Raw genomic sequence first — 25573 nt, forward strand, 5'->3', positions numbered from 1 at the left:
CTCACACAAGCTTCACACTGTCATGATCAGGTTTCATCAGATCGCCGGACCTGCGCATTTTGGCTATCATTTCTTCTGCATGAGCCCTGTCAATATTTTCTATAGCTGCTTCTGCATAGATCTCTTCGAGGGGAGCTTTACCAGCAGGATGCCTGCTACCCACCTGCCTGATGATATCCTTGAGCACTTTGATTTTATCCCTCTGGCTCTTGCTGGTACCTGATGCAATTATATCGACATCGAAAGCTCCAGTGGACGGATCTACCCCTACCTGTTTCATGCATGAATACACTATTTTTGTAGTACGCTTTGCATCCTCCATATTAACAACATTACTAAGACGTACTCTTGCACTAGCCTCTGCAAGTCTTACAAGGGCTTCCAGCTGCCGGGCAGTCACAGGTATCGGGGCATCCTTGCCTTCTCCCATTTTACGCAGGTCCATGTAGAACTTCACCAGATGGTCCCGTGCTTCCTCTTCCATTACAGGGAAAATGTTCCTGCGTGAATATGCCACATACTTTCTCATAAGGTCTGGATCAATATCCGGAATGACTATCTCCATCTGTTCATCGACCTGCTCCTGGGTAACCTTACTTGTAGCCATCTTTTTGCGCTGTTCGGAAAGTTCACCTGCGTAGTGGGACTTCAGGATATGTCTGGCAATGCGTGTATCTTTCTCTTCGTTCGGTGTGTCCAGAAGCACGAAGATCATATCGAATCTGGACATAAGCGCCGGAGGCATATTGATCTGCTGGGCTATGCCCTCATACCTGTCAAAACGTCCATACTTAGGGTTAGCAGCACCAAGAAGTGCACATCGGGATTTCAGGGTGGCAAGGATCCCGGCCTTTGCAATGGATATCGTCTGCTGCTCCATAGCTTCGTGAAGTGCGCTCTTGTCCTCAGAGCGCATCTTGTCCATTTCGTCCACAGCAGCAATACCCATGTCGGCCATAACAAGTGCTCCGGCTTCCAGTGTCCAGCGGCCGTCTCCCATTTCGTCCTTCACTGCAGCTGCAGTAAGGCCGCTGCTTGAGGCACTTTTTCCGGAAGCGAATACGCCTCTTGGTGCAAGTTTTACCATATAGCGAAGCAGCTGGCTTTTTGCCACGCCCGGATCACCCACGAACAACATGTGGATATCTCCCCTTACCCTTGATCCGTCAGGAAGATGTTTCGGGACACCGGAAAATAGCTGCAGGGCCAACGCTTCTTTCACTTCTTCAAGACCATAGATGGAGGGTGCAATAGATCTGATCATCTTATCATATATATGAGGGTCCTGGCTCATTTCCTTTATTATGTCTTCCTCTTCAGGGGTTATCTGGAGCTCATCGAACTCTTTATCCACATTCTCAATGGAATTCGCATCCAGTACGAGGTCATAAAAAGGAGATTTCCCTTCACGGGTGGTACGCTGATGGGAACGGAGCACACCATTGATGACTATCCTGTCCCCGGGTTTTACGATACCTGCAAGGTCTTCTTCCACATCCACGTCAAGACTTTGTGGTTGTGTTCCTCCCCTCAGGTTTTCGGGTGATTCCTGGATCTGCAGTTTCTGGGCATCCACGAAAAGGGATTGCTCCATAAGTATCTTGAAAGGCCCCCTCTTACCGCAAGTATCGTTCTCGCATTCCAGAGGTTCAACGAATTTCATCTCTGTTTGCGGCACAAAAGTGACATTTTCACATCGCATGCACATAAAAGCAGCATTTATTATTTTTGGCCGGACCTCGGTAGCTTTACGGATCATGCCTTCAATGGCAATGAATTTCATCAGATGCTTGCTTCTCAGGTCTCTGATAGGGATCTTATTAGGGATCTTTTCGAATCTGACCTTTGCCTTATCAAGTGTCTTATCAATAGGCAGATCTATTTCCTGCAAGGCCTTGTCTGCAGATGGCAACACTTCGGAAGGCTGCTCTAACAGCTCTGCAGCCAGTTCCCTATCGAAGATCTCAAGGTTTGAAAAATCAACTGTCAGACTTCGCTGTTCAGGGTATTCATTAGCAAGCTGAAGAATATCATCCCAGTAATACTGCTTTAGGAATGCCTTGAAGTTCTCTTCCCATTTTATCTCTGTCATATCTTTCTCTAAGTTGGCTGCGCAGATTTCGTCCCGCAACCATAGTTTTTAATTTATATCAATATTTCGTGTACACATCTGATCAATTTTCCTTGTCTGATACCAGATGTCTTTGTATCCTGCGCAGGACACCTCGTAAGGTTTGTACTTCTCTGGGGATCAGGCGGGCTCTTCCGAATATCCTCTTAAGCATAAGTTCAGTCTTTTCCTTTTTATGAGCGGGATAATCAATGTTTTCCAGAACCTGGGAAAAATGTTCCATTAAAAGCTTTGTATCAAAAGGATCGGCCAGTGGTGTTCCTCCTGCCTGCACATCGCTCAGTTCGTACAGTATCACTGCAACAGCATGTGACAGGTTCATCACCGGATATATTTCGGATGTAGGAATGGTGAGGATCATGTCCATCATACATAATTCATCTTTTGTGAAACCTTTGTCCTCCCTGCCAAAAAGCAATGCAATGGTCCCGGTGTATCCTTCCAGGAGTTCTTTCATTTCTCTTGGAACATGTGCAGGGATACGTATATGCTCATCGAATTTACTGCCGGTTATGCCTGTGGTGCCTATGAGAAGGTTGGCACCTGCAACAGCATCTTCTATGCTGCTTGTGATGGTTGCACCTTCGAGCACATCACGCGCATGGGAGGACATTGCACGTGCCTCACCTCCAAGGGAACAAGGGTTAACAAGTACGAGTTCTGAAAAACCGAAATTCTTCATTGCCCTTGCGACAGAGCCCACATTCCCCTGATACAAAGGCTCAACGAGCACTAATCTGAAATTAAGAGACATGATATATCCTTGATGTTTTTGGAAGCTTATAGGTGTCTGCAGATTATATAAGGCTAATTACAGTCCACGTTGAGAAAAAACCTATTTCGCCTGCTATGGTCAAAAAAGGAAAAGTAGCAATTATCAAACTTTGTTGTAGATCCCCCTGTACTTTTATGTACAGGGGATTTACAAAGGAAATTCAATCTTTTTTCAGGTACATGTATCCAACAGCAACCATCCCTATCAGGATGAAAGCCTTAAAGAATGTCCATATATTGGTCCTTTCTGCCGGAGTTTCTTCCATACCAACATCTTCTGAGTCAGTAGCAGGGGTATATGTCCCTGTATCTGTGATATCAGTTGCAGGAGATGGATATGTCTTTTCAGCAGTGATCGCAAAAGGTCCGAAAGCTGTTGTCTGAGCCTCGAAGGTCACATCCGCTGAAGTGGTACTTTGAGGGCTAGTCTGCAACATTTGCCATGTGTCTTCATTATATACCTGCAGTCTTACATCTTCCGGGCTCAGGTCCATTGTTTGGAGCCAGGAGCTGTCAACTTTGAACTTGATCTTGGCATCCCGAATGTTAGATGTTGTGGCAAAGCCCGCTTTGCCTACCCAGACATTGATATATTTATAGATGAAACCTTCAGGATCACCTGTCACCAGTTTTGACCTGCCGTTGAGCACCTCTATAGTGGATGTTATTTCCCCAGAGTTCCTGAGGGAGTAGAGGCTGATGGACCGGATATCATTGCCTTCACGACTGAACTCATATAATACATTGGAATCCATTGCCAGGTATTGACGATCAATGTCTTTCACAGCAATGTTCAAATAATCCTCGGCAGAGCCGGCACCACCGCCTCCTCCACCGTTGCTACTGCTCTTACTGCTTGAACTACTTCCACTGCTCCCTCCTTCGTTACTATCGGAAGAGGATGTTCTGAGGTCAATAGTTACTGCATTTCCCTCCAGTCCTGCATTGTTGTATGGGATCAGAGTATAGCTATACGTAGTGTCACTTTCCAGATTGCTGTCAACATAGGATGTTGATCCGTTCACATCTGTGATAGGTACATTATTTCTGAATATTTGAACCCTCGTGGTATCGGCAGAAGCCTCCCATCCCAGTGTAATTGAATTTGTAGTGGTGTCTGTTCCTGAAACACTGGTGATGTCAGGAATTATAGCTGATGTGGTTGCTTCATTGCTAACTACCTCAGGATTGACGTTACCTTTGGTGTCAACGGTCTTAAGACCTATAGTATGCTTGGTCCCTTCTATCAGTCCGGTTAGCTCATAATAGTTGTCAGAAGTGTTTGTGACAAATGCATTGTCAATGTGCACCATCACGTGGCTGAAATCCGCATCTGGAGGGTTTGTCCATATCCATTTGATCCGGGTTGAGTCGACTTCACTTTGCTGAAGGTTCTGTACAGACGCAGGTGCTGTTACATCTGTGATCGAATGCACATCAATGGAATATACATCAACATACCATCCCTGTTGGTCCGCATTCGCAGATGAAGAGGGAGTACGCACATTGTTACCACTTGCATCTTTCAGGGAAGCTCTAATGTAAAACTCTATTTTTGAAGATCCTGAGCTCGGTTTGACCTTTATGGTCAGACTTTCTGTTTGACCTGTTGCCCAACTGGATTCAGAAAGTCCTGCAACTGGATTAGTTGCGCTCATTGAACCTGTTCTACCGTAGATGGTACTGCCTATCGGGAATAGTTTGTTATATTCATTACCAGTGCCGGATACTTCTGTAACTTCCTCATTGTTGGGGAAAGACACCGAAATATAGCCCTCATTGGATGGTCCACCATCGTTTATTACAGATACCGTTATTGTGGCGGTATCACCTTCGTTTACGCCTGCAACAGGTTCAATATCAACGCTGGTGATAGAAGGTGACGGAGATCCAGTACCCTTATCTGCGCTCATGTGAAGAATAGCAAGGTCATCAGCATCTCCGGCTAAGTAGATATAGCTGCCCGATGCGGCAACGTCAGGACCCCAGGAACCATCGTCATAACTTCCTGCAATGGTTGGTGCTAAAGGATTGCTTATGTCGATGATAGAAAGGCCGTGGCCACCGGTAACGTAGGCATGATCGTCAAGGACAAAAATATCATCCGGATTTGGCACATCATATCCGGCCACAACTTTTGGTGATGCGGGATCCCTGATATCAAAAATGGTCAGGCCGCCATAGTCAATGAGCTGACTGCCGACAGTTACATACGCATAATTGCCGGAAACAGCAACTTCTGACAGGTACTCATCATTGTTTCTGTATCCATGATCGCCCATATATTTTATTGCGGCAGGGTCACTGACGTCCAGGACCACAAGATCAATTAATGCATCCTGAGATCTATCTGTATAATCTAAAATAAGTAAGTATGCATATTTTCCTGAAACTGTGACATCATTTATATCACCCTGTATCTCATACCTGCATGCAAGTGCCGGTGCAGCAGGATCGCTAACATCGAGAACCACAAGGCCATCATCGGCTACATATGCATATTTGCCCGATACATAAACATATCTCGCCTGTTCAGATGCAGCGTAACTACCTTTTATAGCCGGTGCAGCAGGATTGCCGATGTCTATGATCATAAGGCCGCTCTCACCTTCAGCCACATATGCATAATTACCAGTTACTGCAATATCGTATGCTGTAGATGGAGTACTTATCCTTCCAACCTCAACAGGATCTGATGGGTCTTCTATATCCACTACAACAAGATCCTGGTCCTGCAACAGATACATATAATTCCCATTTACCGCCACATCTGAATAAGTTCCACTAAAATGACTTACCAATTCTACATTAACAGGATCTGCAGAACTTATCCCTGTAATCATTATCATTAAAAGCAATGCCATTCCAAAGTAAACTGATTTCTCTGACTTGATTTCCATTATTGCCACCCGAGACACAACTATTGGAGCCTTTTTTTGTTGTGCAACTCAAAAAAGATTTTCTTACTAATATTTAAAGCTGTCTAAAAAAATCGCCACATATTCTATCATTTTTATATAAATATCTTTGGGGGGCTGTCTGACCACTGGTAACAAAATGTCTATAGATTGCATGATGCCTCACATTTCTACTTATACTCGTGCCAGGGAAGAAGATACTAAATACTATATATAAAGTCAAATGGTACTATGAATGAAGTTATGGAGAGAAGCAAAATAGCTATGAGTTTTGGCTTTATTGGTAATTTCTATCAGAATAGTTGTTTGATACTTGGTCACATATCAGATTAAATACTTATTCCGGGTTCTATGGCTCCTACTGAATACTGTACACTTTCCATTGTTCCGTTAAAGCAGGTGACTGATCTGTGGAATAAGAATGATGTTCTTATCTTTATTGCAGATCTGAAAGACTATTCAGCACCGGATGAAGAATATCTTCGTGAGGTGGAAAAAATACACCTGAAATCTCTGAAAACGGAATATTTCAGAAAAAGATATATTATCTCCAGGCTTCTCTTAAAATATCTGTCAGGTTTTCTTAAAGATAGACCCTGGCATGATATGGTCATGTGCAAGGATGAACATGGCAGGGTTCATGTACGCGATCATAATGACCTGCATGTCTGTATCGCTTACACTGAGAATATTGTTGCCCTTGCGATATCCAAAATAGAGATGGGTATCGACATAGAGGTCATAAGGTCACGCTCGGTTGCAAGCATTTCAAGGTCAATAGATAGAACATTATCGGATAGCACTCCATCTATTGATGGTTCTGATTTTCTTGCCAGATGGACCTTAAAAGAAGCTTACTGCAAATTTTCAAATGAAACAATGTTCTCCAGTTTAGCCAGTAAACTGGATCTATCTGGCGTTTATCACTCAAGTTATGTCCTAGACAGCAAATATTTGCTTGCGTTTGTTACTAAATGCTATCCTTATAAGGTCAAAATAATGCGCCTTCAAAGGATCGCTCTTGACAAAGAATTCCATTATTAGATACATCATTATATACATACATATATATGTGGTTGGATACATTTCAATTGATGCAAAATAGAATGTGGTATCCCCGTTTTTGGTGTGCGAAAAGATATTTCTAAAGTTAAATGGGTATAAAATAAGCACCGGGCAGATATGATCGCCAGATGCTTCTTTGGTTGCTGTTGTCCTTATTTGTTCCCGATGTATTTTGCAACCATTAAAAAGCGTGGTGGAGTTTTATCCGCTCAAATAATCCACATGGGCCTATATGCTGCCGGAACGCCTTGCAGCCATATTTAACGCAAATCATAATTCATTCAATAGCCTGCCAACCACAAATCATCTAAACCTTCCTGCCATATAAAATACAGAATGATAGATGAAGTTATCAAAGTTTTTAAACAACTGGACAATAAGGACATACGTATCCTTACCGGCATAGAGATCGGAATGAAGAATTCCGAATGGGTGCCTGTTGAAGATGTTATGAAGTACACCCGCATGACATATGATCACATTTCTTTCAGGCTTAAGAAACTTGCTAAATTGAAACTGTTATCCTTCACAAGTATTCCATATGAAGGCTATCAGATCTATTTTGAAGGATATGATGCCCTTGCTTTGCACACGTTCGTGCAGAGGAAGACTATCAGTGCTGTTGGCAACGAGATAGGTGTCGGTAAGGAATCTGTGGTGCTGGAAGCTATCAGGGAGCCGGAACTTGGAATAGGTGATCCGGAAGGTGTGGTGATAAAGTTCCACAGGGAAGGACGTACCAGTTTCACGCAGGTAAAACGCAATCGTGGTCATATAGGTGACCGCGAGCACGTGTCATGGATATACGCCGCCCGTCTTGCAGCTAAACGCGAGGCAGATATTATAGGCAAGCTATATCCTGAAGTATCTGTCCCGAAACTTATTGACCATAATCGGCACGCAATTGTCATGGATATTGCAAAAGGTTCCCTGCTGTATAAAACAAGGCTGGAGGACCCACAATGGTTCCTTGATGAGATCCTCAGACAATTGAAACTGGCCTATGCGAAAGGTTTCATCCATGCTGACATGAGCGAGTACAACACTTTTGTGCACGAGGAAGGTGTGCAGATCATAGACTGGCCTCAGTATGTAGAGCTGTCACATCCCCATGCAGACGAACTGCTGGAGCGGGATATATCAAATATACTCGCATATTTCAAACGCAAGTATGAGCTGGAGGCAGATCTTAAACGTTCAATGGCTTATGTGAAGGGCCAGTGAACAATAATATATCCCAGCAACCCAATAATAACATAATATATGCACAGCGGCATCATTTATGGCATTGATATCGCAAAAGGCTCCTCCAGGGCACAGGCGATACCCAAGTATGCTGTGGCCATCCTCAAAGAAGGCCAGGTGCAACGCCACAGCATGGTCAGCAGGAGCCGTATCCTAAAGATGGTGAAGGAGGATAAGCCTGATTTTATCGCCGTGGATAACATATTCGAGCTTGCTCCTGACAAGGATGAGCTTATCCGTTTTCTTGATAAACTGCCTGACCCCACCAGGCTGATACAGGTAACAGGCGGCCTGCATCAGCAGCCTCTCCTGAAGCTTGCTCAGGAACATGGTATTTCCATGAACCAGTTCAGCCCCGGAGATGAAGCTGAAGCATGTGCCCGCCTCGCAGCTATGAGTGTCGGATGTGAGGTTTCTCTGTTCGAAGATGTTACAAGGATCAAGGTCAGCAGGGCAAGATCTCTGGGAAGGGGCGGGTGGAGCCAGAACAGGTACAGACGGAAGGTCCATGGTGCTGTAAAAGAAAAAAGCCGGCTGATAGAGCAGATCCTGCGCAAGTTCTCCAAAGATACAGGCGTTACTTTTACTTCTAAGTCCATAGAGGGTTTCGGTGGCTATGTGCGCACCGAGTTCATAGTCAATAGCAATCGTGAGAAGATACCAGTGCATCCTTCCATTAATGCAGATGTGCAGGTAAGCATCCGCAGTGTTGAAAGAGATAAGATCAAGTATATCCCTCTCACTCCATCCAAACGTAAATACACTATCGTTGGCATTGATCCCGGCACCACGGTGGGAATAGCCATTCTGTCACTAGACGGTGATCTGCTTTTTTCCAGCAGTTTCAGGGGTATGTCCCATGATCAGGTGGTCAAGCTGATATCAGATCACGGAAAGCCTGCTATTGTTGCAACCGATGTCTATCCGACACCTGCGGCCGTGGAGAAGGTCCGCCGCAGTTTCAAGGCTGTATTGGGCACTCCTGGCACTGAGCTGCGTGCTGAAGAAAAGATCGCCATGGCAAGACCCTTCGGTTATTCCAATGACCATGAAAGGGATTCCCTTGCTGCTGCTATTAATACCTATCGCAATTACAAGAATATTTTCAGCAGAGTGGAGAAAAAGGCCCCGCGGTTTGCAGACCTGGACCTGATAAAGTACCATGTCATTAATGGTGATCCTATAGAGGAGGCTATAGAGAAAGTAACCGCTGTTCGCGTTCCTGTCAGATCTGAAGCTGCCCCTGTAACAGGAGTGAGCATCGATGTAGATGAGCAGGTAAAAAGGCTTCAGGAGCTGCTAAGACAGAAAAATGATATCATACATGAGCTCAAGGAATACGTGCAGGAGTTGAAAGAAACTAATTCAGAGAAGGGAAGACGCATAGCAGAGATGGAAGGTCGTATAAATAAACTGAAACAAGCCGAATCCCGGGAGCTGCGTAAACAAAAAGAGATTCAGATACGTGATACTGAGATATCGAGGCTCAAAATAGAGCTCAGCAGGTCAAAGCAGGCTCTGCAGGACTCCCGGCAGCATATCGGGAAACTTAAGCAGATCCGCAAGAAAGAGATCAAAGGCGAGGGCCTGCCTGTCAAAGTGGTATCAGCGTTCACAAAAGAGGCTATCCAGCAGACAATGGACATGTATGGTATCAAAAAAGGGGATGTTGTATTACTTGAAGACTCCAGCGGAGGTGCTGCCGGTACAGCAGCCATGTTGGTGGAAACAGGCATACGTGCTGTGATAGTAAAGGATGATATTTCACATGCTGCCAGTGAAGCTTTTTTTCAGGGGAACGTGCCTTTGCTTAAGGATATAGATGTTCAAAGGTTCGATGATTTTGCTACTGTGGACCCCAAGGTTCTGGAACAGGCATTGTCCTCATGGCAGGAAGATGCAAAGAAAAAGAGGCGCGATCAGGAGCATCAGCATCTGACATCCCTGCTCGAAGAATATCGCAGTGAGCGGCGGCGTGGTCTTGCCTGAAACTTAAGGCCATTTCCGGTCAAAGAAAATGTTCTTGCCCTTGACGCTTAAAGGAATTGCCATGGCGATGTCGGCCTTTATCATCTCTGCTCTGATGGCTGCAGTACCGGCGCTGTAGAATATCCTGTTGTCAAGACAAAGATCTTTGGCCCTGGCTGCAGCACATCCCAGAGCGATCCCCAGGTCAATATATTTAATACTACATTGTGGGCCCTTGAAATCTGTCTTTACCTTTTGTGCTTCAATCATCTGATCACATTCTTTATAGCCACAAGCCCCACAGTTAAGTCCTGCAACACCTGCACTGCGCAGACCGATGAGCACCACGGCATCAGCGTTTCTTATATTCTGTGCATCCCTTTTGAAGAATGCGAAGTGATCTCCTCTTTCATCTGCCATACCTTCCATGAATCTGGCTAGCGTTTCCTTTTCATCTTGCTCAAGGATACCGGTCACAATATCATCCTTGCCTTTGGCTTTTGGTGCAGTGCGCGCTGCCACTAGTATCTCCCTGGCAAGGGTACCTATACACTCTAGTTCAGGGTCCTCTATCATGCCTTTAACTAGGCAGGGATCTATTTTAAGTATTGCGAAGCTTAAAATCGACGGAAAGGTCTAATATTGCATAATATTATAATAATACGTTTGGATGTTAGTTATTGATCTGATCGGTGAGGTTCAATGCAAAGGTCGGCACTGATACTGGCTGGTGGAAAGGGGACAAGGCTTGGAGAACAGGAGAAAGCTTTGCTTACCTTTAAGGATAAAACCTTGCTGGAAAAAGCTGTAGATGTCTTGCAGCTGGTGGTAGACGAAGTGATCGTTTCAGTAAGGGACCGGAAACAGCAGGAAATCTTCTCAAGATTTGTCAAAGATGTGGTTTTTTCGTGTGACAAATATCAGGGGCGAGGTCCTCTTGCAGGAATACTGGAAGGCATGAGGGCAGCATCCGGTAACTATGTATTTGTGGTGGCCTGTGATATGCCTTTTCTTCAACCAGATGTCATCGGTCTTTTGTTCAAGGAGGCGGAAGGCCATGGTGCAGCTGTCCCGACATGGAGAGATGGCCGAAAAGAGCCTTTACATGCAGTTTATAATAGAGAACAACTGATACCTGTTGTAGAAAGATCTATACTTATGGATGATCATCGTGTGATGGCCGCAGTATCGCAATTACATGATATCAGATCCATAAGCGTGGATATGATCAGGCTTGTGGACAGGGAACTTGTGTCCTTTGCCAACATCAATACGCCGATAGATCTGGAACAGATGATTAAAAAGGGGGTTTAGTATAATGGATAAATGTATGGTCCTCGATAAGGCTATTAAAAGGATAGCAAATGATTATGATCTTACCATAGATATTGTTATGATAGCTATTGAAGGCTCCAGCTGTCCTCTTGATCTGGATCGGATGGTCGAGGAGGGCAGTTTCTGTTTCAGGGGACCGGATGATGAATCGAAAGCTGATAATGCTTCTATCTGTCTTGCTTCCAAGATACTTGCCAACAAAGGTGTGCAAGAATGTATTCTGCCTATCATATGCAACAGGATCAAGGCATGGGACCATGAGAACATTGAAGACCTGCTGAGCTTGCTCCGAAAAGCGGTCAGTATAATGGAACTGAACCCAGAAGATCATCCCCTGCTGGAAACCTGCGGCCTTGATATCGATCATTTACCTTCTGAAAATATTGTACAGTACATACGGCCTGCTTGCAGGATATGGGCAATGGACAAAAAAGGAATGTGCCTTACAGGCAGTGACGCAAATGAAATGATCCACATTGATGATATACCAAGAAAGTGATCAATGGAACCTTTAAAAGTGTATCACTTGCACACGCTTTTTATGGCGCTTTTTGCATCCAAATAGCATCTTTCCACGATCTCTGCGTTCCCGGTCATCGAGATGATCTCCAGGCCAAACATATCGGCTAATCTCTTTATATTTTCCTCAAAAGCCGGATCGTATAGTGTACCTTTTTCTATCTTAACGATGCGGCTGATGTGATGCCTTTTAAAAGAATCACATATTGTTTCCATATCTTCCTGTTTATTCCCCGGTGCATCCAGATCTTTCCAGTTGGATGCCCACATGGGAGTAAAAAATAGTGTGCCATTTCCTCTGCACAGTTCAAAGGCTTCTTCGTATTGCCTGTTACCGCCAAGAGCTATGCTTATACAGTCATCAACTCTGTTGCTCTCTCCATCCCTTAACAGATATATGGGGCATCTGATATGTGAAAGGTCCTTCTCTATATTTTGCAGGGAATTGCCGCACAGACCGTAGAACAGCAGAATGCCATCCGAATAAGCAGACATTTGTTCCACTGCTGCGTATACTCCTCTGCGCAATAATGTAAGGTCCCTGTGTAGTCCCAGTTCAAGGACGTGCACCACTAATATAAAATCCTCTGGAGGTTTATTTGTTAATAATCGCCTGATAATGTTGCTCTTACAGGAACTTCTGGTCTGCTGCAACATTTCCGGCATCTTATCCTCAGGCACAGATGCAAAATGTACATTGACCGCTTTAAGACGCCGGGAGAGGCCCTGCGCTTCCTTTGTATCTGTAACCAATAGATAATCAAAGGCATTTTCCAATGATATGACGTGAAAAAGTTCCTCTTCGAGTATCCTGCAAGCTATTATCGACATCACTGGCATGTAATGTTCTCCGGATGAAAGTTGGATATTTCAAACTACTAACTGAATGATCTTTATCTGCTTTAAAACATGGCATCTGTTCATTCTATGAGCATGTATATATACAATAATTTTAATCATATAAGGGGTGGTTTTTAAGCCGGCCGTATCTTATATTTATAAAAATGCCGAGCTTATGTAATCGGTACTGTCAGAAAGATACTATATTATTGAGGTCTGGGTGAGATCATCATATGTTCAGAGGATAGGACCATGGATGAACAGAGCGTAGATGATTACTGGTTCAAGGAGGGCTTCTTCAGTGAAGACCCTGAAGAAAAGATAGCCTGTTATGACAGGATATTGGAATCACACTCTGAGGATCCATCTCTGCAGAACCAGGATCTCTTCTTTCTTATATGGTGTAATAAAGGGATAGCTTATTCCTATCTGGGCATGCATGATAAAGCCCTTGAGTGTTTTGACAAAGCTCTGCAGTATAATAAGCTTGATGTGGATGTATGGTGCAATAAAGGCATAGCTCTTTTTAACCTTGGAAGGTATGATGAAGCTGTATTCTGCTATGACAAAGTGCTGGAAACAGATGTGTCAAATGAGAACGCCTTGTTCAACAAAGGTATAGCTTTGGCTCATGTTGGCAAACACAAAGAAGCTATAGATTGTTATAGCAAGCTGCACAGAGAACTGGAGATCGATAATAAATTTGCTGTCATCTGGTACAAGAAAGGTATGGCCTATTCCAGCCTTGGGCAGATGGATGAAGCTATTAAATGTTTTTTACGTGTCCTTGAGATCGATCCCGAACACGGCGGTGCCATCGAAGGCCTTAAGAGATGCACACGAAAAAAGAAAGGATAGTTCACTGGAGGTCGAATTCTTCTCCCACGGCCGGTGCATAAGCCCTGACACCCATTTCCTCTTCTATCCAGGCAGCAAAGCCTTCCGTGTTATCTCCATGCATGGTAAATACAGCTTTTCCACCCCTGTCACAGAAATCCTTCACAATGGCCTTGAGTTCCCTGTCTCCGGCATGGGCTGAAAAATCATAGTGCTCAAGTTTGAGCCTTAGATTTTGCAATGTCCCATTGTTCTCGATGATGCCAGTATCCATAGCCATCCTGCCATTGGTTCCCTCTACCTGGTAACCAGTGAGCATCATTTTGGATTTAGGGTCATCGTGGAGCTTATCCAGATAGTACATGGCAGGTCCTCCGTTGAGCATGCCTGAAGTAGTTACTATCACAGACGATTCCATTGGTACATCGTCTCTTTTGGAACTCTTTACAGGTATGGCATTGTCAAATGCCCTCTTCAGGTGAGTGGGATTACGCAGGTACGATGGGTGTTTCATCATAATTTCGTATGCTTCCTTACCCATGCCATCTACATATGGTCTGATACCGTGAGCATCCAGCAACATCAGCATCTCCTGTGTCCTGCCTATGGCAAAAGCAGGGATTATTACGCTACCTCCTATATCCAGGGTGCTTTTAAGGGATCTGATAAAAGCTTCTTCAGTTTCTTTTCTGGGTGTATGCTCTTTTGAGAAGTAAGTGCTTTCTATCGCCAGGTAATCAGCTTGCGGGAGCTCTACCGCCCCTGATACGAGGCGGGTGTCGGAAGTGTTGATGTCTCCCGTATACAACAGGCTTTCCCCGCTTTTGGAGGTTACATGGATACACGCTGCTCCCGGAATATGACCGGCATCGTAGAACTCGACATTGTAACCATGTGTCTGGAATTTAACACGGTAGTCTACAGTCTTTGTTTTGTACATAAACGTGTGAAGGTCCCCGGAGTCATAAGGTGCGTTCACACCTGTGGAATCTGCGATCTTCAGGCTGTCCTTTAGCAGCAGATTTGCAAGGTCGGCTGTCGGAGGGGTCATAAATACGTCCGGTTCAAGGTCCATAAGATTAGGTACAAGGCCACTATGGTCTATATGACAGTGAGACAGCAGGACGACATGTGGTCTTACCCCATTGACAGGATACTCAGGCGGTTCAGCCATTTTTATCCCATAATCAAGCATGACATTATCGTCCAGAAGCAAAGCTGATCGCCCGACTTCCCTGCAAGCTCCCAAGAACCTAAGTTTCATGATCCACACCTTTCAAACAACATTTTCCTGCCACTCTCTTATTTTATTGATGGATATATTAGTAAGCTTTGCCAGTTCTTCTGCATCCCTGCTTACCAGGTCCTCCACCTTTGAAATACCCACATTATCAAGTTTTTCGGCAGTGACTTTACCTATTCCTTTTATATCAGTTATCTTTTTTGTTCTTTTCCCCTGTTCATCCGAAGGTGCGTTTCCGACTGTATTTTGTTCTTGTGTGCCTTCTTCTTTTTCCTGCTGGGACCGCTGCCATTCATTGAAGTTGCAGTGAGGACATCCCAGGTTCCAGGGTCTTTTTCCTTCTGCGATCACACGAATGTGGTATAGGCCATGCTCCTCGCATAGCTTGTCAGTGACCACTACATGTCCGCTCCTTGGCAGAGGCAGGGAGAAACTGCATTCCGGATAACCCTGACAACCTATGAACCTGGACCCTTTCTTTGATCTCATTACCATAAGGACAGATCCGCATTTTGAGCAGGTGCCTATCACTTTATCTTCCCTTAGCCCAGCCCTGAGGGATTCCGTAATGTTGTCTTTGTTCTTCTCAAGGTCCTTGAACACAGAACTCAGCATTTCCCTGGACTCCTGAAGCACCTCCTCCTCAGGGATCTGGCCTTCTGCTATCCTGTCCATATCTGCTTCAAGCCTGCCGGTCATTTCAGGCTTTGATATGGTGGGAGCATATCTCTCAAGGGCCTCAACGACCGCATATGCTGTTTTTGTCGGCTGCAAGGGATTACCATGCACATATGCCCTTGAATACAATTTACTGATGATCTCGTGTCTGGTTGCTTTTGTGCCCAGGCCCAGCTCCTCCATAGTGCGGATAAGCCGTCCCTGGCCATACCTTCCCGGCGGCTGTGTTTCCTTATCCTGTACTTCTATTTCCCGGACTGTAAGTTCATCTCCTTCTTTCAATGCCGGAAGGAGCCTGTCCTCTGGTGCATTATAAGGATAGTACCATCTCCAGCCGGCTTCTACGAGCCTGGCCCCTGTGGCGCTGAACTCTTCAGAACTGATGTCAAACTTAGCTTTGATGGTCTCCCATACAGCAGGTTCTGCAAAAGTTGCAAAGAAGCGCCTTACCACCAGCTCATATATTTTCCACTCCTGCTCGTTCAGTTCTGATTTCTTTGCAAGTGATGCAGGGTATATAGGCGGATGGTCAGTTGTTTCTTTTTTACCCCTTGTGGGTTCAAGTGTTTCTTTTGCAAGCAATTTTTCTGCATATTCCTGGAATGTACCTCTGGCAAATACTTCGATCATGTCCCTGAGGTCAAGGGTGGCAGGGTACACAGTATTATCAGTTCTGGGATATGATATGAAACCCTGTATGTACAATGCCTCTGCGACACGCATGGCGCTGGCAGGTGTAAAGCCCAGGGAACTTGCTGCTGTGATGAACTCCGTGGTGTTGAACGGAATAGGTGGCTTATCCTGTTTAGTTGATGTTACAACTTCGCTGATGACAGCTATTTTTCCCAATCTGGAGACTAAAGTATCCACTTCTTGTTTTTCCCAGAAGCGTCTGTTTACATGCTGGACTGTGAAATCTATGCCTTTTTTGTCCTTAAGCTGTGCATACAATTCCCAGTATGGCTTGATCTCAAAGGCTTCTCTTTCTCTTTCCTTATCCACTATGAGCGCTAATGTGGGAGACTGGACCCTGCCCACCGAGAGGAATAACTTACCCAGCCTTCCTGCAGCAAGGGATATGAAACGTGTCAAGGAAGCACCCCACACAAGATCGATGACCTGCCGTGAATGGCCTGCATCCGCAAGATTGAAATCGATATTTGATACATTCTCGAATGCATCTATTATCTCTTTAGGGGTGATGGCACTGTAATGTACCCTGTCAAAATGTACATCCGGATTTATCTCCCGGATGATATCCAGGGCTTCCACACCAATGAGCTCTCCTTCACGGTCATAGTCAGTTGCAATTGTGACCCTTGTTGCTTCTTTTCCTAATTTCTTAAGTGCAGCTACTATCCGCGCTTCTGTGGAAACGGTAATAACATCTGCATCTACAAGTTCCTTTGCTTCCACCTTCTGCCAGTTGTTATAGGACCTTGGAAAATCCAGTTTTACAATGTGTCCGCTTAACCCTATAAAAACTTTTTTTCCGTCCTCAGCCTGGAGCTGATATGTATCCACCCCGTTCACACGCACCTGGCTGAGCTTCCCTGCAGAAAGGATGTTTGCTATTCTTTTTGCTGCGATATGCTTTTCTGCTATTATAAGGTGCATTCTATCTCCATTGGAATTTTGTCCCACCCATCCCACATGGATCTGGAACTTATTTATATATAATTCATTTTAAACTAATAATTGGTTATCTTAAAAGCATCCCTATAAATATATCTATCGCAGGCATTAAGAAGAAAATATCTTTTCTATCTCTTTACTATCAACGATCTCCTATACTGTGGAGATGAAAAATAACTGCAGAAAAGCTAAGTGCAAAAGCCTGTAACTAACAAAAAAGTCTATAAGTAGTTTTTGTTGACACCAGTCATTTTTTGGATGGCTGTTCCATATTCCGGGCAAATTAGCAGAAAAAAAGGATAAGGCTGGAATAGCCAGATCCTGCTGAAAGATCCCCTGTACTTCCGTACAGGGGTTGAACTTATCAATTCCTCTGCTTCTTCAGATATTCGTATCCGGTTGCAAAGATACCTGCTACAAGGAAAACTAATATCAATGTCCACGTTCTGTTCTTTTCCGGTCTTGTTCTCTCCAGATCGGCATTTCCTGTTCCAAGCGGGTTATTCAAAAATTTTTCGGGACCTGTTGCCTCTAATCTACTATCCTCATCAGCAGTTGATGGCCCTGGTATCTCTCCAGCTGTAATAGCAAATGGTGAAAATCCAGGTGTTTCAGATTCAAACAGCATATGGTCGGCAGAGCTGCTTATCAGGGTGGTAGGTAGCATTTCCCATGCGTATCCATCATATCTCTGCAACTTGATCTCCTCAGGGCTTATTCCCATATCCTGTATCCAGGACGCATCTACTTTGAACTTTATTCTCGGGTCCTTGATATTGGCTTCAGTGGCAAAGCCGGATTTGCCTACCCAGATGTTCATATATTTATATATGGGTCCTTCCGGATCACTGTTCACCAGCTTTGACCTGTTGTTGAGGACCTCTATGGTAGAAGTGACCTCACCTGAGTTCTTAAGGGAATAGAAACTAATGGACTGGATGGGATTGCCTTCCCTTGTGAACTCGTAGGTAGCGTTGGCACCCATTATCAAATATGCATTTGCAACATCCTTCAATGCTACATTTTCAAAGTCCTCTGTGCTTCCGGCACCGCCGCCCCCACCACTACTGCTACTCTTTGTGGTACTGCTTCCTCCTCCGCTACTCTCGGAAGAGGATGTGGTAAGGCTGATACTTACTGCTTTACCTTTAAGCCCATCTTTATTGAACGGGACCAGGGTATAATTATAAGTCGTATCACTGTTCAGATCAGTGACCACATAAGAGTTTGATCCGCTCACAGTCGTAAGAACGCTGTCATTCTGACTTATTTCCACATTCGTGGTATCGACGGAAGCTTGCCATACCAGTGTTATGGAGCCAGTGGTAATGTTCGTTCCTGAGAGGCCAGAGAGCTGTGGGAGCTTTAATGTGGTCGCTGAGTCGTTCACCCGGATAGAATTCATGTTCCCGGAATCATCGACCGTCAGTATACTTATCGTATAGGTCGTTCCATCAGAAAGTCCTGTTGCATTGTAAGAACTGACGGACTTACTGGCCGTATCTGTGATAAACGTGCCATTAAGATATACTTTCACATGATTGAAGTCTGCATCTGCTGGATTTGTCCAGCTCCAGCTGATCCACTCGGAACCTACTGCATTCTCCTTAAGACCTGTTACAGATGCAGGTGCTGTCCTGTCCGTAGTTTTTGCTGTATCGTTCACCATTACAGGATTGATATTGCCGGAAGCATCCACGGTTCTAATGCCTATATTGTGTGTTGTTCCTTCAGCCAGGTTTGTTGAGTTATAATATGTATCTGATGTGTTTGTGACAAACTTGTTATCAATATATATCATTGAATGATTGAAATCTGTATCATTGGGTTTTGTCCATGTCCATCTTATCCAGCTTGGGCCGACATTACTTTCTTTGAGCTTGGTCACAGATGCCGGTGGTGTGGTGTCGCGCATCTGAAGAACGAACAGGCCATTATTGTAATCTGCCACAAGTGCGTTCTCTTCTGATAAGGCAACACCAAAAGCATTCTCTGTAGTATAATTGCCTGCAAGCGTTGGTGCTGCCGGGTCACTTATATCCACGACCACAAGTCCGCTGTCGCTGGCTGCTATGTACGTAAGATCTTCTGCTATAACTATGTCATTTGCATAACCAACAGTGTCGTAACTACTGGCAGGTCTTGGTGATGCGGGAGTTGTGATGTTAAGGATCACGAGGCCATTGCTGCCATCAGCTATGCATGCATGGTCACCTGCCACAGCAACGTCATTTGCATATCCTGCGGTATCATAATGGCTCACATAGGCCGGAGCAGCGGGATCGCTGATATCGACAACAAAAAGGCCACTGAAACCGTTGGCTATATAGGCGTAGTTGCCAGATATGTCAACACTCTGTGCATCATCGATAGCATAGCTGCCTGCATAGACCGGAGCTGCCGGGTCGGTGGTATTTATTATCAGCAGGCCTCCGAAAACACTTGCCATGTAGGCATAATTGTCTTTTACTGCAACACCTGCAGCGTCATAGGAATCATTATAATAACTGCTTTCGATCTGTGGTAATTTCGGATCAGTGATGTTCAGGATCGTAAGACCGCTGTTTGCAATGTAGGCATAATTTCCGGCCACATCTATATCATATGCATGACCTGCAGTGTCAATGCTCCCTTCAAGTCTTACTGCTGAGGGATCGGTGATGTTAACGATGACAAGGCCATTGTTATAATCGGCAACATAGGCATAATTACCAGAGGTTTCGATATCGTATGCATTACAGGTGGTGCGGTAAGTGCCTGTGGCTACAGGTGCTGCAGGATCAGTGATATCTATTATGAGGAGGCCGGTACTGCTGCCATCCACGGCGCTGATCACGTAGGCATGCCCGTCCGCTACAGCGATATCCTTTGCATCACCTATATCATAACTGCCTACAAGTGCTGCTGCTTCAGGGTCTGTGATATCTAGGACCGACAGGCTGTAGCCAGTTAAGTAAGCATTGTTTCCTGAGACCACAATGTCAGATACAAGATCTCCTGTCTCATAACTGCCAGAAAATACTGTTTCTTCCGGATCGGTTATATCTATGATCAAAATGCCACTTCCTGAGGACACATAAGCATAGTCCCCTTCCACAGCCACACTTCCTCCTTCTCCGATGTCATAACTGCCTGTAAGCCTCGGTGCTTTCGGATCGGCTACATTCAGGATGAGCAGGCTATAGTAATCCTCACCATCCAGCTCTCCCTTGCTGATCACATATGCGTGTTCTTCTGATACGGCGATGCCGCTCATCTCATCAGTGCCATAGCTGCTTATGAGTTCAGGGGACGATGGGTCACTTATGTCCATTATAGAAAGTCCATTACTTGTGATCACAAAAGCGTGTTCCCCTGATATTTCAACACTATATGCAATGCCATAAGTAGCATTATTTCCAATTATCCGTGGTGAAGAGGCATTGGTGATGTTCAGGACAGTAAGACCGCCGTCCCCATGGGCAACATAAGCATGGTCGTCGGATACTGTGATGCCATATACTATCGAGGGGGTAGTTATTCTTCCCTCTTCCAATGGTTTTGTCTCATCAGTGATATTCAGGACTACAAGATCCTGCCCCTGTCCGAGATATGCATAATTGCCAGCTACTGCAACATCATAATTGTTTCCGCCTAGGTGGCTTATCAGTTCCACATTAGTTCCCAGGGCAGGAAAAGTTCCTGTTGTGATCATTAAAATGATCAATATCATACCCACGTGAATTGCTGCTTTCAACTTGATCCGCATTTACATCACCCGTTCCATAAATCAGAGAGACCTGTGAATACGCATATTTTTATTTGTTTAAGTATATTATATTGTTATTATATATAAATCCGTTCTAAAAAAAAGCTTTATTTATATATTTTTAGTTAAATATATATTATATATGTAGGATATGCAGAGCCTGTTGTGACGATGCCGGAAGGGTATCTATATGCTTAAGTAGCTAAACAAATCTGAAGGATTTTGTAGATTTTTTGTGACAAAAATCCTGTCATTCCCATCCTATGGTATGGATTTATCAAGCAGAAGTTACAGATTTTAAGTACTGGTTTCAAATCAAGGAATTAATACCATGAAGATAATTGCGATAATATCTAGCCCCAGAGGTAAGAACAGCAATACATTGAAGCTTGTGAATGCGGCCCTGGACGGAGTTTCAGCAGCAGGAGCAGAGGCTGAGATCGTCGATGTTGCTAAACTGAAGATCAAATATTGCACAGCATGCAACGTATGTCATACGACCGGAGTATGCCCCATCAAAGATACCTACAACGAAGTACTGGAAAAACTGCTGTCTGCGGATGGTATCATCTGGAGCAGTCCTAATTACATGACCAATGTGACTGCGCAGCTTAAGACATTGTTCGACAGGAGTCCTCGTGTTACCCATGAACAGCTCTTTGATGGAAAGTACGGCTTTTCTTTAACCACTGCTGGCAGCCGTGATGTGAATTTTGTGCTTGATGTTATGAACGGGTTTATGAAAATGTGCGGCGGCAAGTTCACCGGCGGTGTGGGCTGCACAATGGCTCAGGGTCCATTGGGTATGGAAGCTGCCATAGGAAAGTCTTATGAGATGGGCAGGGACCTCGTGGAAGCCATACGCGAGAAACGCCAATATCCTGAGCAGGAAGCTCTCCATCATGCATGGAGAGAGGGTTTCAGACATGTCATCATTGCAAACAAAGAGGAGTGGCCGCATAACGTGGACCACTGGATCACAAAGGGCTGGCTGTAAGCACATGTGAGTATAATATGAGTGGGGTGATCACATGAACAATAAGGGCATGCTGGCTGTCGGAGAACTGGGAAAGAAGCTTGCGGAGACTGGGAGGCTGAAGCTGCGCCCGTTGTGTGTATACGGAACGGACGAGATACCTGGCGGGGCTGTGCCCTCATATAATATAGACCGCTGCATAGCTAAAGCTGCCTACACTGCTGCCATAATTGATGATACACCGCCGGTCTACATAGAGGCAGGTCATGAGCAGTGCTGCGCCGGTGGGCTCTTGTGGATGGGGTTTGCAGAACCGCATCCGAAGCTGAAGTATTTTGTTACTGTGGGCACACCGGATTTTCGTGGTGGTGTTGCTGAGCATCTGAAGTCCACGCCGGAACTGTTCGACGAGCAGAGGGAGCGCGCCGGAATAATAACTCCTCCGGGCAGATATATTGTCATATCCCCGTGTACAGACGACATCGCTCCGGAAAGTATCAGATCATTGATCCTCTTTGCAGGTGCCGAGCAGATCAGGAACCTGTGCGGCCTTGCACAGTTCAGTAACTCCGATCCTTTCTTCAGGACGCTTATCCCAGCAGGAGCCACCTGTACCATGATGGTCACTTTCCCTGCAGGCATGGCCGGGCACGCGCCGAAGGATTCCGCTTATGTAGGTCCCACCGACCCCACAGGAAACATCTGGCTTCCTGCGGACCTGCTCATCATGGGCATCCCCGCAGCTCTGGCCTGTCAGATGGCTGACGATATGGATGAGTCTTTTATCGGAAAACGGGGGAAAGTGGCATATCCGCAGAAGCGGCTCGAGGTGGGGAGTAAGGATAATGGTTGTGTAAATGAATCTATTTAGCTTGAGGTATCGCACTCAAATGGGAATTAGGGATGTAGTTCCGTCTGTAAACAGAGGATACCTTGACGCAGAGTTGTATTCTAAAATAACAAAAAAATTAATTTTATGTCACTTTTCATTTCCTCCCAGCAACCACAACCACAGCGGCACATACCTCACCCTCAGCCCATGATCTTCTCCTCACCAAAAGTATCCGTTGTAACAATGGTTCCTTCCTTCATTTTGAAATGGTTCATGCCAGCCAGCAGGCCATTGATCTCGCGCTCTTTTGTCTGCGGGTCGGAAAGGTCTGAGCAAATCTGTATCAACTCATTTGCATACCCGTCGAGTATAGTCGATAAAATTTACATTTTTTGTCGTGTATATACGACAAATATCTATTCACTAACTAAAAAACAGATTGCCTTTTAAAATGTATACACTACTTTCCTGAGGCTATCGGAGAGTTCAAAAAAGTATAAAAATAAGAGATGGTTCTGATACAGGAACTATCGTGCTGTCAGGTCACAATTATGATCCGTAAGGCTCAATTTCAAGCTTTGAGGCGACCTCATCCTCGCCGCGAGCCTTGCCATCTATTATTGTCCTTACCCGGTTCGGCTTGAAGCAATTGGCGCATCGTCTGACGAATTGATTATTTGTAATGGCTGCAAAGAACTCTTTCCTGCAGTTATAGCAAGTTACTATTATGTTCATTCAGAACCCTCTATTATGCGAAAAGGTTTGTGAGGATATAAGGATTTCACTTTTGTTCTCGTGGATAGAATAGGCAGTTATGGAGCTCATTCTATCGGCATCTGTATAATATATTGCGAAGTGTAAGCAATAGCATGATATATACGGGTTTTGAAACAGTACATAGTTCAAGGAGATCAAGGCAACTGAACGATCATCTGAAAAAAAGTATGGGGAGGTTCTACCCTCCCATCATTTGTGTGTGAAGTATGCCACTATCTCTGAGCCCACAGAGTCGATCCTGCAGAAACCGAACCTCTCGAACTGCACCATCTTGTCCAGTTCGGCTGAGATCATTTTCTCGCCAATGCCTTTGAACTCGCCGTCAGGAGAGAGCACTTTGACAGGGATACCGTCAACGGGTGCCCAGTGGATGATCTTCATGCGGTCCTTTTTCAGATTGGCGACCTCATCACCTATGTATTTGGCCTGCAACGGAGCTACGGAAGTGATCTCCACGTTGTACAGATCCTTGAGGCGGATGCGTGATCCTGCCTCAAGCTGCTCCACGTCATCCTTACAGACGAGCACCCTGTCTGCAACATCGATGCTGCGGTGGCCCTTGTTCTCAGTGGGATGCTTCGGCGGCCTGGCTGTGCGTGTCTCTGCACCAGCTATCGACAGTTCCACGGGGTCCCATACGAAGAAGTACCTGCTGGCGATAGGGTCCACCATTTTCCTGTTCTCAGCGTACAGCGTGTCCATGCTTATACTCACGTCAGTCTCACCCACTCCCATCTCGATCATGAACTTGCGGATGGCCTGGGGCAGTATTCCCCTTCTGCGCATAGCCCTGAGGGTTGGCAGGCGCGGGTCGTCCCAGCCGGTGTATTCCCCTTCCTCAATGGCACGGCGTAGAGTGCTGGTACTGAACTTGCCGAACTCGTGCATCTTCACCCTTCCCCAGTGCAGGGTTTTAGGGTACTCCCATCCCAGATACTTGTAAATATATGTCTGGCGCTTCTCGCTGTCCATGAGGTCCTTGCCCCGGATGATGTGCGTTGTTCCAAGCTCGTGGTCCTCAATAGCTCCCTCAAAGTCCAGAAGGGGCCAGACCACATACTTGTCATCGACTTCCGGTCGTGGATGGGATTGCTTAACAATGCGGAATATCCCATAATCCCTTATCGCGGGGTCTTTGTGCCTGATGTCGGTCTTCAGGCGCAGCACAGCATCTTTAGCTTCATATTCCCCTGCAAGCATCTTGTCCCAGTGGATGAGGTTCTCCTGCGGGCTTGTGTTTCTGTGAGGACAGGGCTCACTGGCATCCTTAAGGTTCTTGAATTCCTCGCTGGTACAGAAGCACACGTATGCATTGCCCTGCTCGATAAGCTGGCGAGCATACTTATAATAGAGCGGTATCCTGTCAGAGGCAATGACCACCTGGTCAGGCACAGCACCCAGCCACTTGCAATCGTCCAGGTACCAGTCGTACGCCTCAAGCATAGGCCGCTTGGTCTGGGGGTCTGTGTCATCGAACCTGATGATGAGTTTGCCTTCGTACATTTTCACATATTCGGAGTTCACAACTATGCCACGGGTGCTTCCCAGGGTAGGAGGGCCATTTGGGTTGGGTGCAAAACGCATGACCACTTTTCCACACTCAGCACCTTCAAGAGGTTTCAAGCCCTTTACAGGCTCCTTTTTAGCACACATATCCTCTATAAGTTCAGGTGCAAGCGCCTCAAGCCTTGCCTGCCACTGCTCAGGAGTTTCTTTTGAGACCCTTTCAAGGATCTCCTGTATAAGAGGTGATACTTCCTTTGCACTGGCTCTCAGATGAGTGCATTCTCCCATAACCTTGCCCATCACAGCCGCAAGCTGCGGCGCTTTACCATACTTCACGGCATTTTGCAGTGCATATTTTTCAATGATCTGTTTATCCTCATCAGTTAATGTCATCCGGATCCTCCCAGGGTACGGAATTCCCTTTATGTGTCATCTGAAGCTTATTATTTTGGCTTGGTTCAGTGGGAACTAGTCAAAGTAAATGTTCTGTGAGCCAGTACATTAAGTACAATTATATAAAAAATATACCTCTTTCCAGCTCAGATC

19 protein-coding genes are annotated in these 25573 nt (G+C 45.3%); 8 read left to right on the top strand and 11 right to left on the bottom strand.

Annotation, left to right across the window (positions count from 1 at the left end; genetic code table 11):
* Position 1: 1 nt before the first annotated feature.
* The 3 genes from A4E24_RS00630 to A4E24_RS00640 form a co-directional block, all read right to left on the bottom strand.
* A complete protein-coding gene (locus A4E24_RS00630) occupies positions 2–2092 on the bottom strand; it encodes a minichromosome maintenance protein MCM (protein WP_292350803.1) in 2091 nt (696 codons plus the stop codon).
* Positions 2093–2174: 82 nt separating this feature from the next.
* Positions 2175–2885 (bottom strand): RNA methyltransferase, encoded by a 711-nt coding sequence (locus A4E24_RS00635; protein ID WP_292350804.1) that lies wholly within the window; start codon positions 2883–2885, stop codon positions 2175–2177.
* A gap of 181 nt (positions 2886–3066) precedes the next feature.
* On the bottom strand, positions 3067–5805 hold the full coding sequence (locus tag A4E24_RS00640) for a PGF-pre-PGF domain-containing protein (RefSeq protein ID WP_292350806.1): 2739 nt from the start codon (positions 5803–5805) through the stop codon (positions 3067–3069).
* Between the two features lie 369 nt (positions 5806–6174).
* Here A4E24_RS00640 and A4E24_RS00645 point away from each other — a divergent pair, with 369 nt between their 5' ends.
* The 3 genes from A4E24_RS00645 to A4E24_RS00655 all read left to right on the top strand — a co-directional run bounded on the left by A4E24_RS00645 (position 6175) and on the right by A4E24_RS00655 (position 10122).
* Positions 6175–6867: a 4'-phosphopantetheinyl transferase superfamily protein gene (locus tag A4E24_RS00645; protein ID WP_292350808.1), complete on the top strand. Its 693-nt coding sequence runs from the start codon at positions 6175–6177 to the stop codon at positions 6865–6867.
* A gap of 357 nt (positions 6868–7224) precedes the next feature.
* Positions 7225–8112, top strand: coding sequence for an RIO1 family regulatory kinase/ATPase (locus A4E24_RS00650; RefSeq protein WP_292350810.1), 888 nt, complete (start codon positions 7225–7227; stop codon positions 8110–8112).
* Between the two features lie 39 nt (positions 8113–8151).
* The gene (locus A4E24_RS00655; protein ID WP_292350812.1) at positions 8152–10122 is read left to right on the top strand and encodes a DUF460 domain-containing protein; all 1971 of its coding nucleotides are present in this window, start codon (positions 8152–8154) and stop codon (positions 10120–10122) included.
* 3 nt (positions 10123–10125) lie between these two features.
* Here A4E24_RS00655 and A4E24_RS00660 read toward each other — a convergent pair whose 3' ends face one another.
* Positions 10126–10677: a ferredoxin domain-containing protein gene (locus A4E24_RS00660; protein WP_292350814.1), complete on the bottom strand. Its 552-nt coding sequence runs from the start codon at positions 10675–10677 to the stop codon at positions 10126–10128.
* A gap of 126 nt (positions 10678–10803) precedes the next feature.
* Here A4E24_RS00660 and A4E24_RS00665 point away from each other — a divergent pair, with 126 nt between their 5' ends.
* Entirely contained in the window at positions 10804–11415 is a 612-nt protein-coding gene (locus tag A4E24_RS00665) for a molybdenum cofactor guanylyltransferase (protein ID WP_292350816.1), read from the top strand.
* Positions 11416–11419: 4 nt separating this feature from the next.
* Positions 11420–11935: a hypothetical protein gene (locus A4E24_RS00670; protein WP_292350818.1), complete on the top strand. Its 516-nt coding sequence runs from the start codon at positions 11420–11422 to the stop codon at positions 11933–11935.
* Positions 11936–11958: 23 nt separating this feature from the next.
* Here A4E24_RS00670 and A4E24_RS00675 read toward each other — a convergent pair whose 3' ends face one another.
* Positions 11959–12795, bottom strand: a complete 837-nt coding sequence (locus tag A4E24_RS00675; protein ID WP_292350820.1) for a DUF1638 domain-containing protein — start codon at positions 12793–12795, stop codon at positions 11959–11961.
* A gap of 252 nt (positions 12796–13047) precedes the next feature.
* Here A4E24_RS00675 and A4E24_RS00680 point away from each other — a divergent pair, with 252 nt between their 5' ends.
* On the top strand, positions 13048–13653 hold the full coding sequence (locus tag A4E24_RS00680; protein WP_292350822.1) for a tetratricopeptide repeat protein: 606 nt from the start codon (positions 13048–13050) through the stop codon (positions 13651–13653).
* 1 nt (position 13654) lies between these two features.
* Here the strand turns inward: A4E24_RS00680 and A4E24_RS00685 are convergent, their stop codons facing one another.
* From A4E24_RS00685 to A4E24_RS00695, 3 genes are all read right to left on the bottom strand, one after another.
* Positions 13655–14896, bottom strand: coding sequence for an MBL fold metallo-hydrolase (locus A4E24_RS00685; RefSeq protein ID WP_292350824.1), 1242 nt, complete (start codon positions 14894–14896; stop codon positions 13655–13657).
* Between the two features lie 12 nt (positions 14897–14908).
* Complete coding sequence (locus A4E24_RS00690) at positions 14909–17170, bottom strand: DNA topoisomerase I (protein ID WP_292350826.1); 2262 nt, start codon at positions 17168–17170, stop codon at positions 14909–14911.
* Between the two features lie 382 nt (positions 17171–17552).
* Positions 17553–20936 carry a PGF-pre-PGF domain-containing protein gene (locus A4E24_RS00695; RefSeq protein ID WP_292350828.1) on the bottom strand — a complete coding sequence of 1128 codons (3384 nt, stop codon included), beginning with the start codon at positions 20934–20936 and terminating at the stop codon, positions 17553–17555.
* Positions 20937–21267: 331 nt separating this feature from the next.
* On the opposite strand from A4E24_RS00695, the gene A4E24_RS00700 reads away from it, so the two are divergent.
* Positions 21268–21933 carry a flavodoxin family protein gene (locus tag A4E24_RS00700; protein ID WP_292350830.1) on the top strand — a complete coding sequence of 222 codons (666 nt, stop codon included), beginning with the start codon at positions 21268–21270 and terminating at the stop codon, positions 21931–21933.
* A 34-nt stretch (positions 21934–21967) separates the two neighbouring features.
* Positions 21968–22783 carry a DUF169 domain-containing protein gene (locus A4E24_RS00705; protein ID WP_292350832.1) on the top strand — a complete coding sequence of 272 codons (816 nt, stop codon included), beginning with the start codon at positions 21968–21970 and terminating at the stop codon, positions 22781–22783.
* Between the two features lie 161 nt (positions 22784–22944).
* Here A4E24_RS00705 and A4E24_RS00710 read toward each other — a convergent pair whose 3' ends face one another.
* The 3 genes from A4E24_RS00710 to A4E24_RS00720 all read right to left on the bottom strand — a co-directional run bounded on the left by A4E24_RS00710 (position 22945) and on the right by A4E24_RS00720 (position 25420).
* Positions 22945–23091, bottom strand: coding sequence for a hypothetical protein (locus tag A4E24_RS00710; RefSeq protein ID WP_292350834.1), 147 nt, complete (start codon positions 23089–23091; stop codon positions 22945–22947).
* A gap of 202 nt (positions 23092–23293) precedes the next feature.
* Positions 23294–23479 (bottom strand): hypothetical protein, encoded by a 186-nt coding sequence (locus tag A4E24_RS00715; RefSeq protein ID WP_292350836.1) that lies wholly within the window; start codon positions 23477–23479, stop codon positions 23294–23296.
* 231 nt (positions 23480–23710) lie between these two features.
* Complete coding sequence (locus tag A4E24_RS00720) at positions 23711–25420, bottom strand: glutamate--tRNA ligase (protein ID WP_292350838.1); 1710 nt, start codon at positions 25418–25420, stop codon at positions 23711–23713.
* Positions 25421–25573 lie beyond the last annotated feature (153 nt).

This window comes from Methanomethylovorans sp. PtaU1.Bin093, assembly GCF_002067275.1.
In the GTDB taxonomy this organism is placed as follows: Archaea; Halobacteriota; Methanosarcinia; order Methanosarcinales; family Methanosarcinaceae; genus Methanomethylovorans.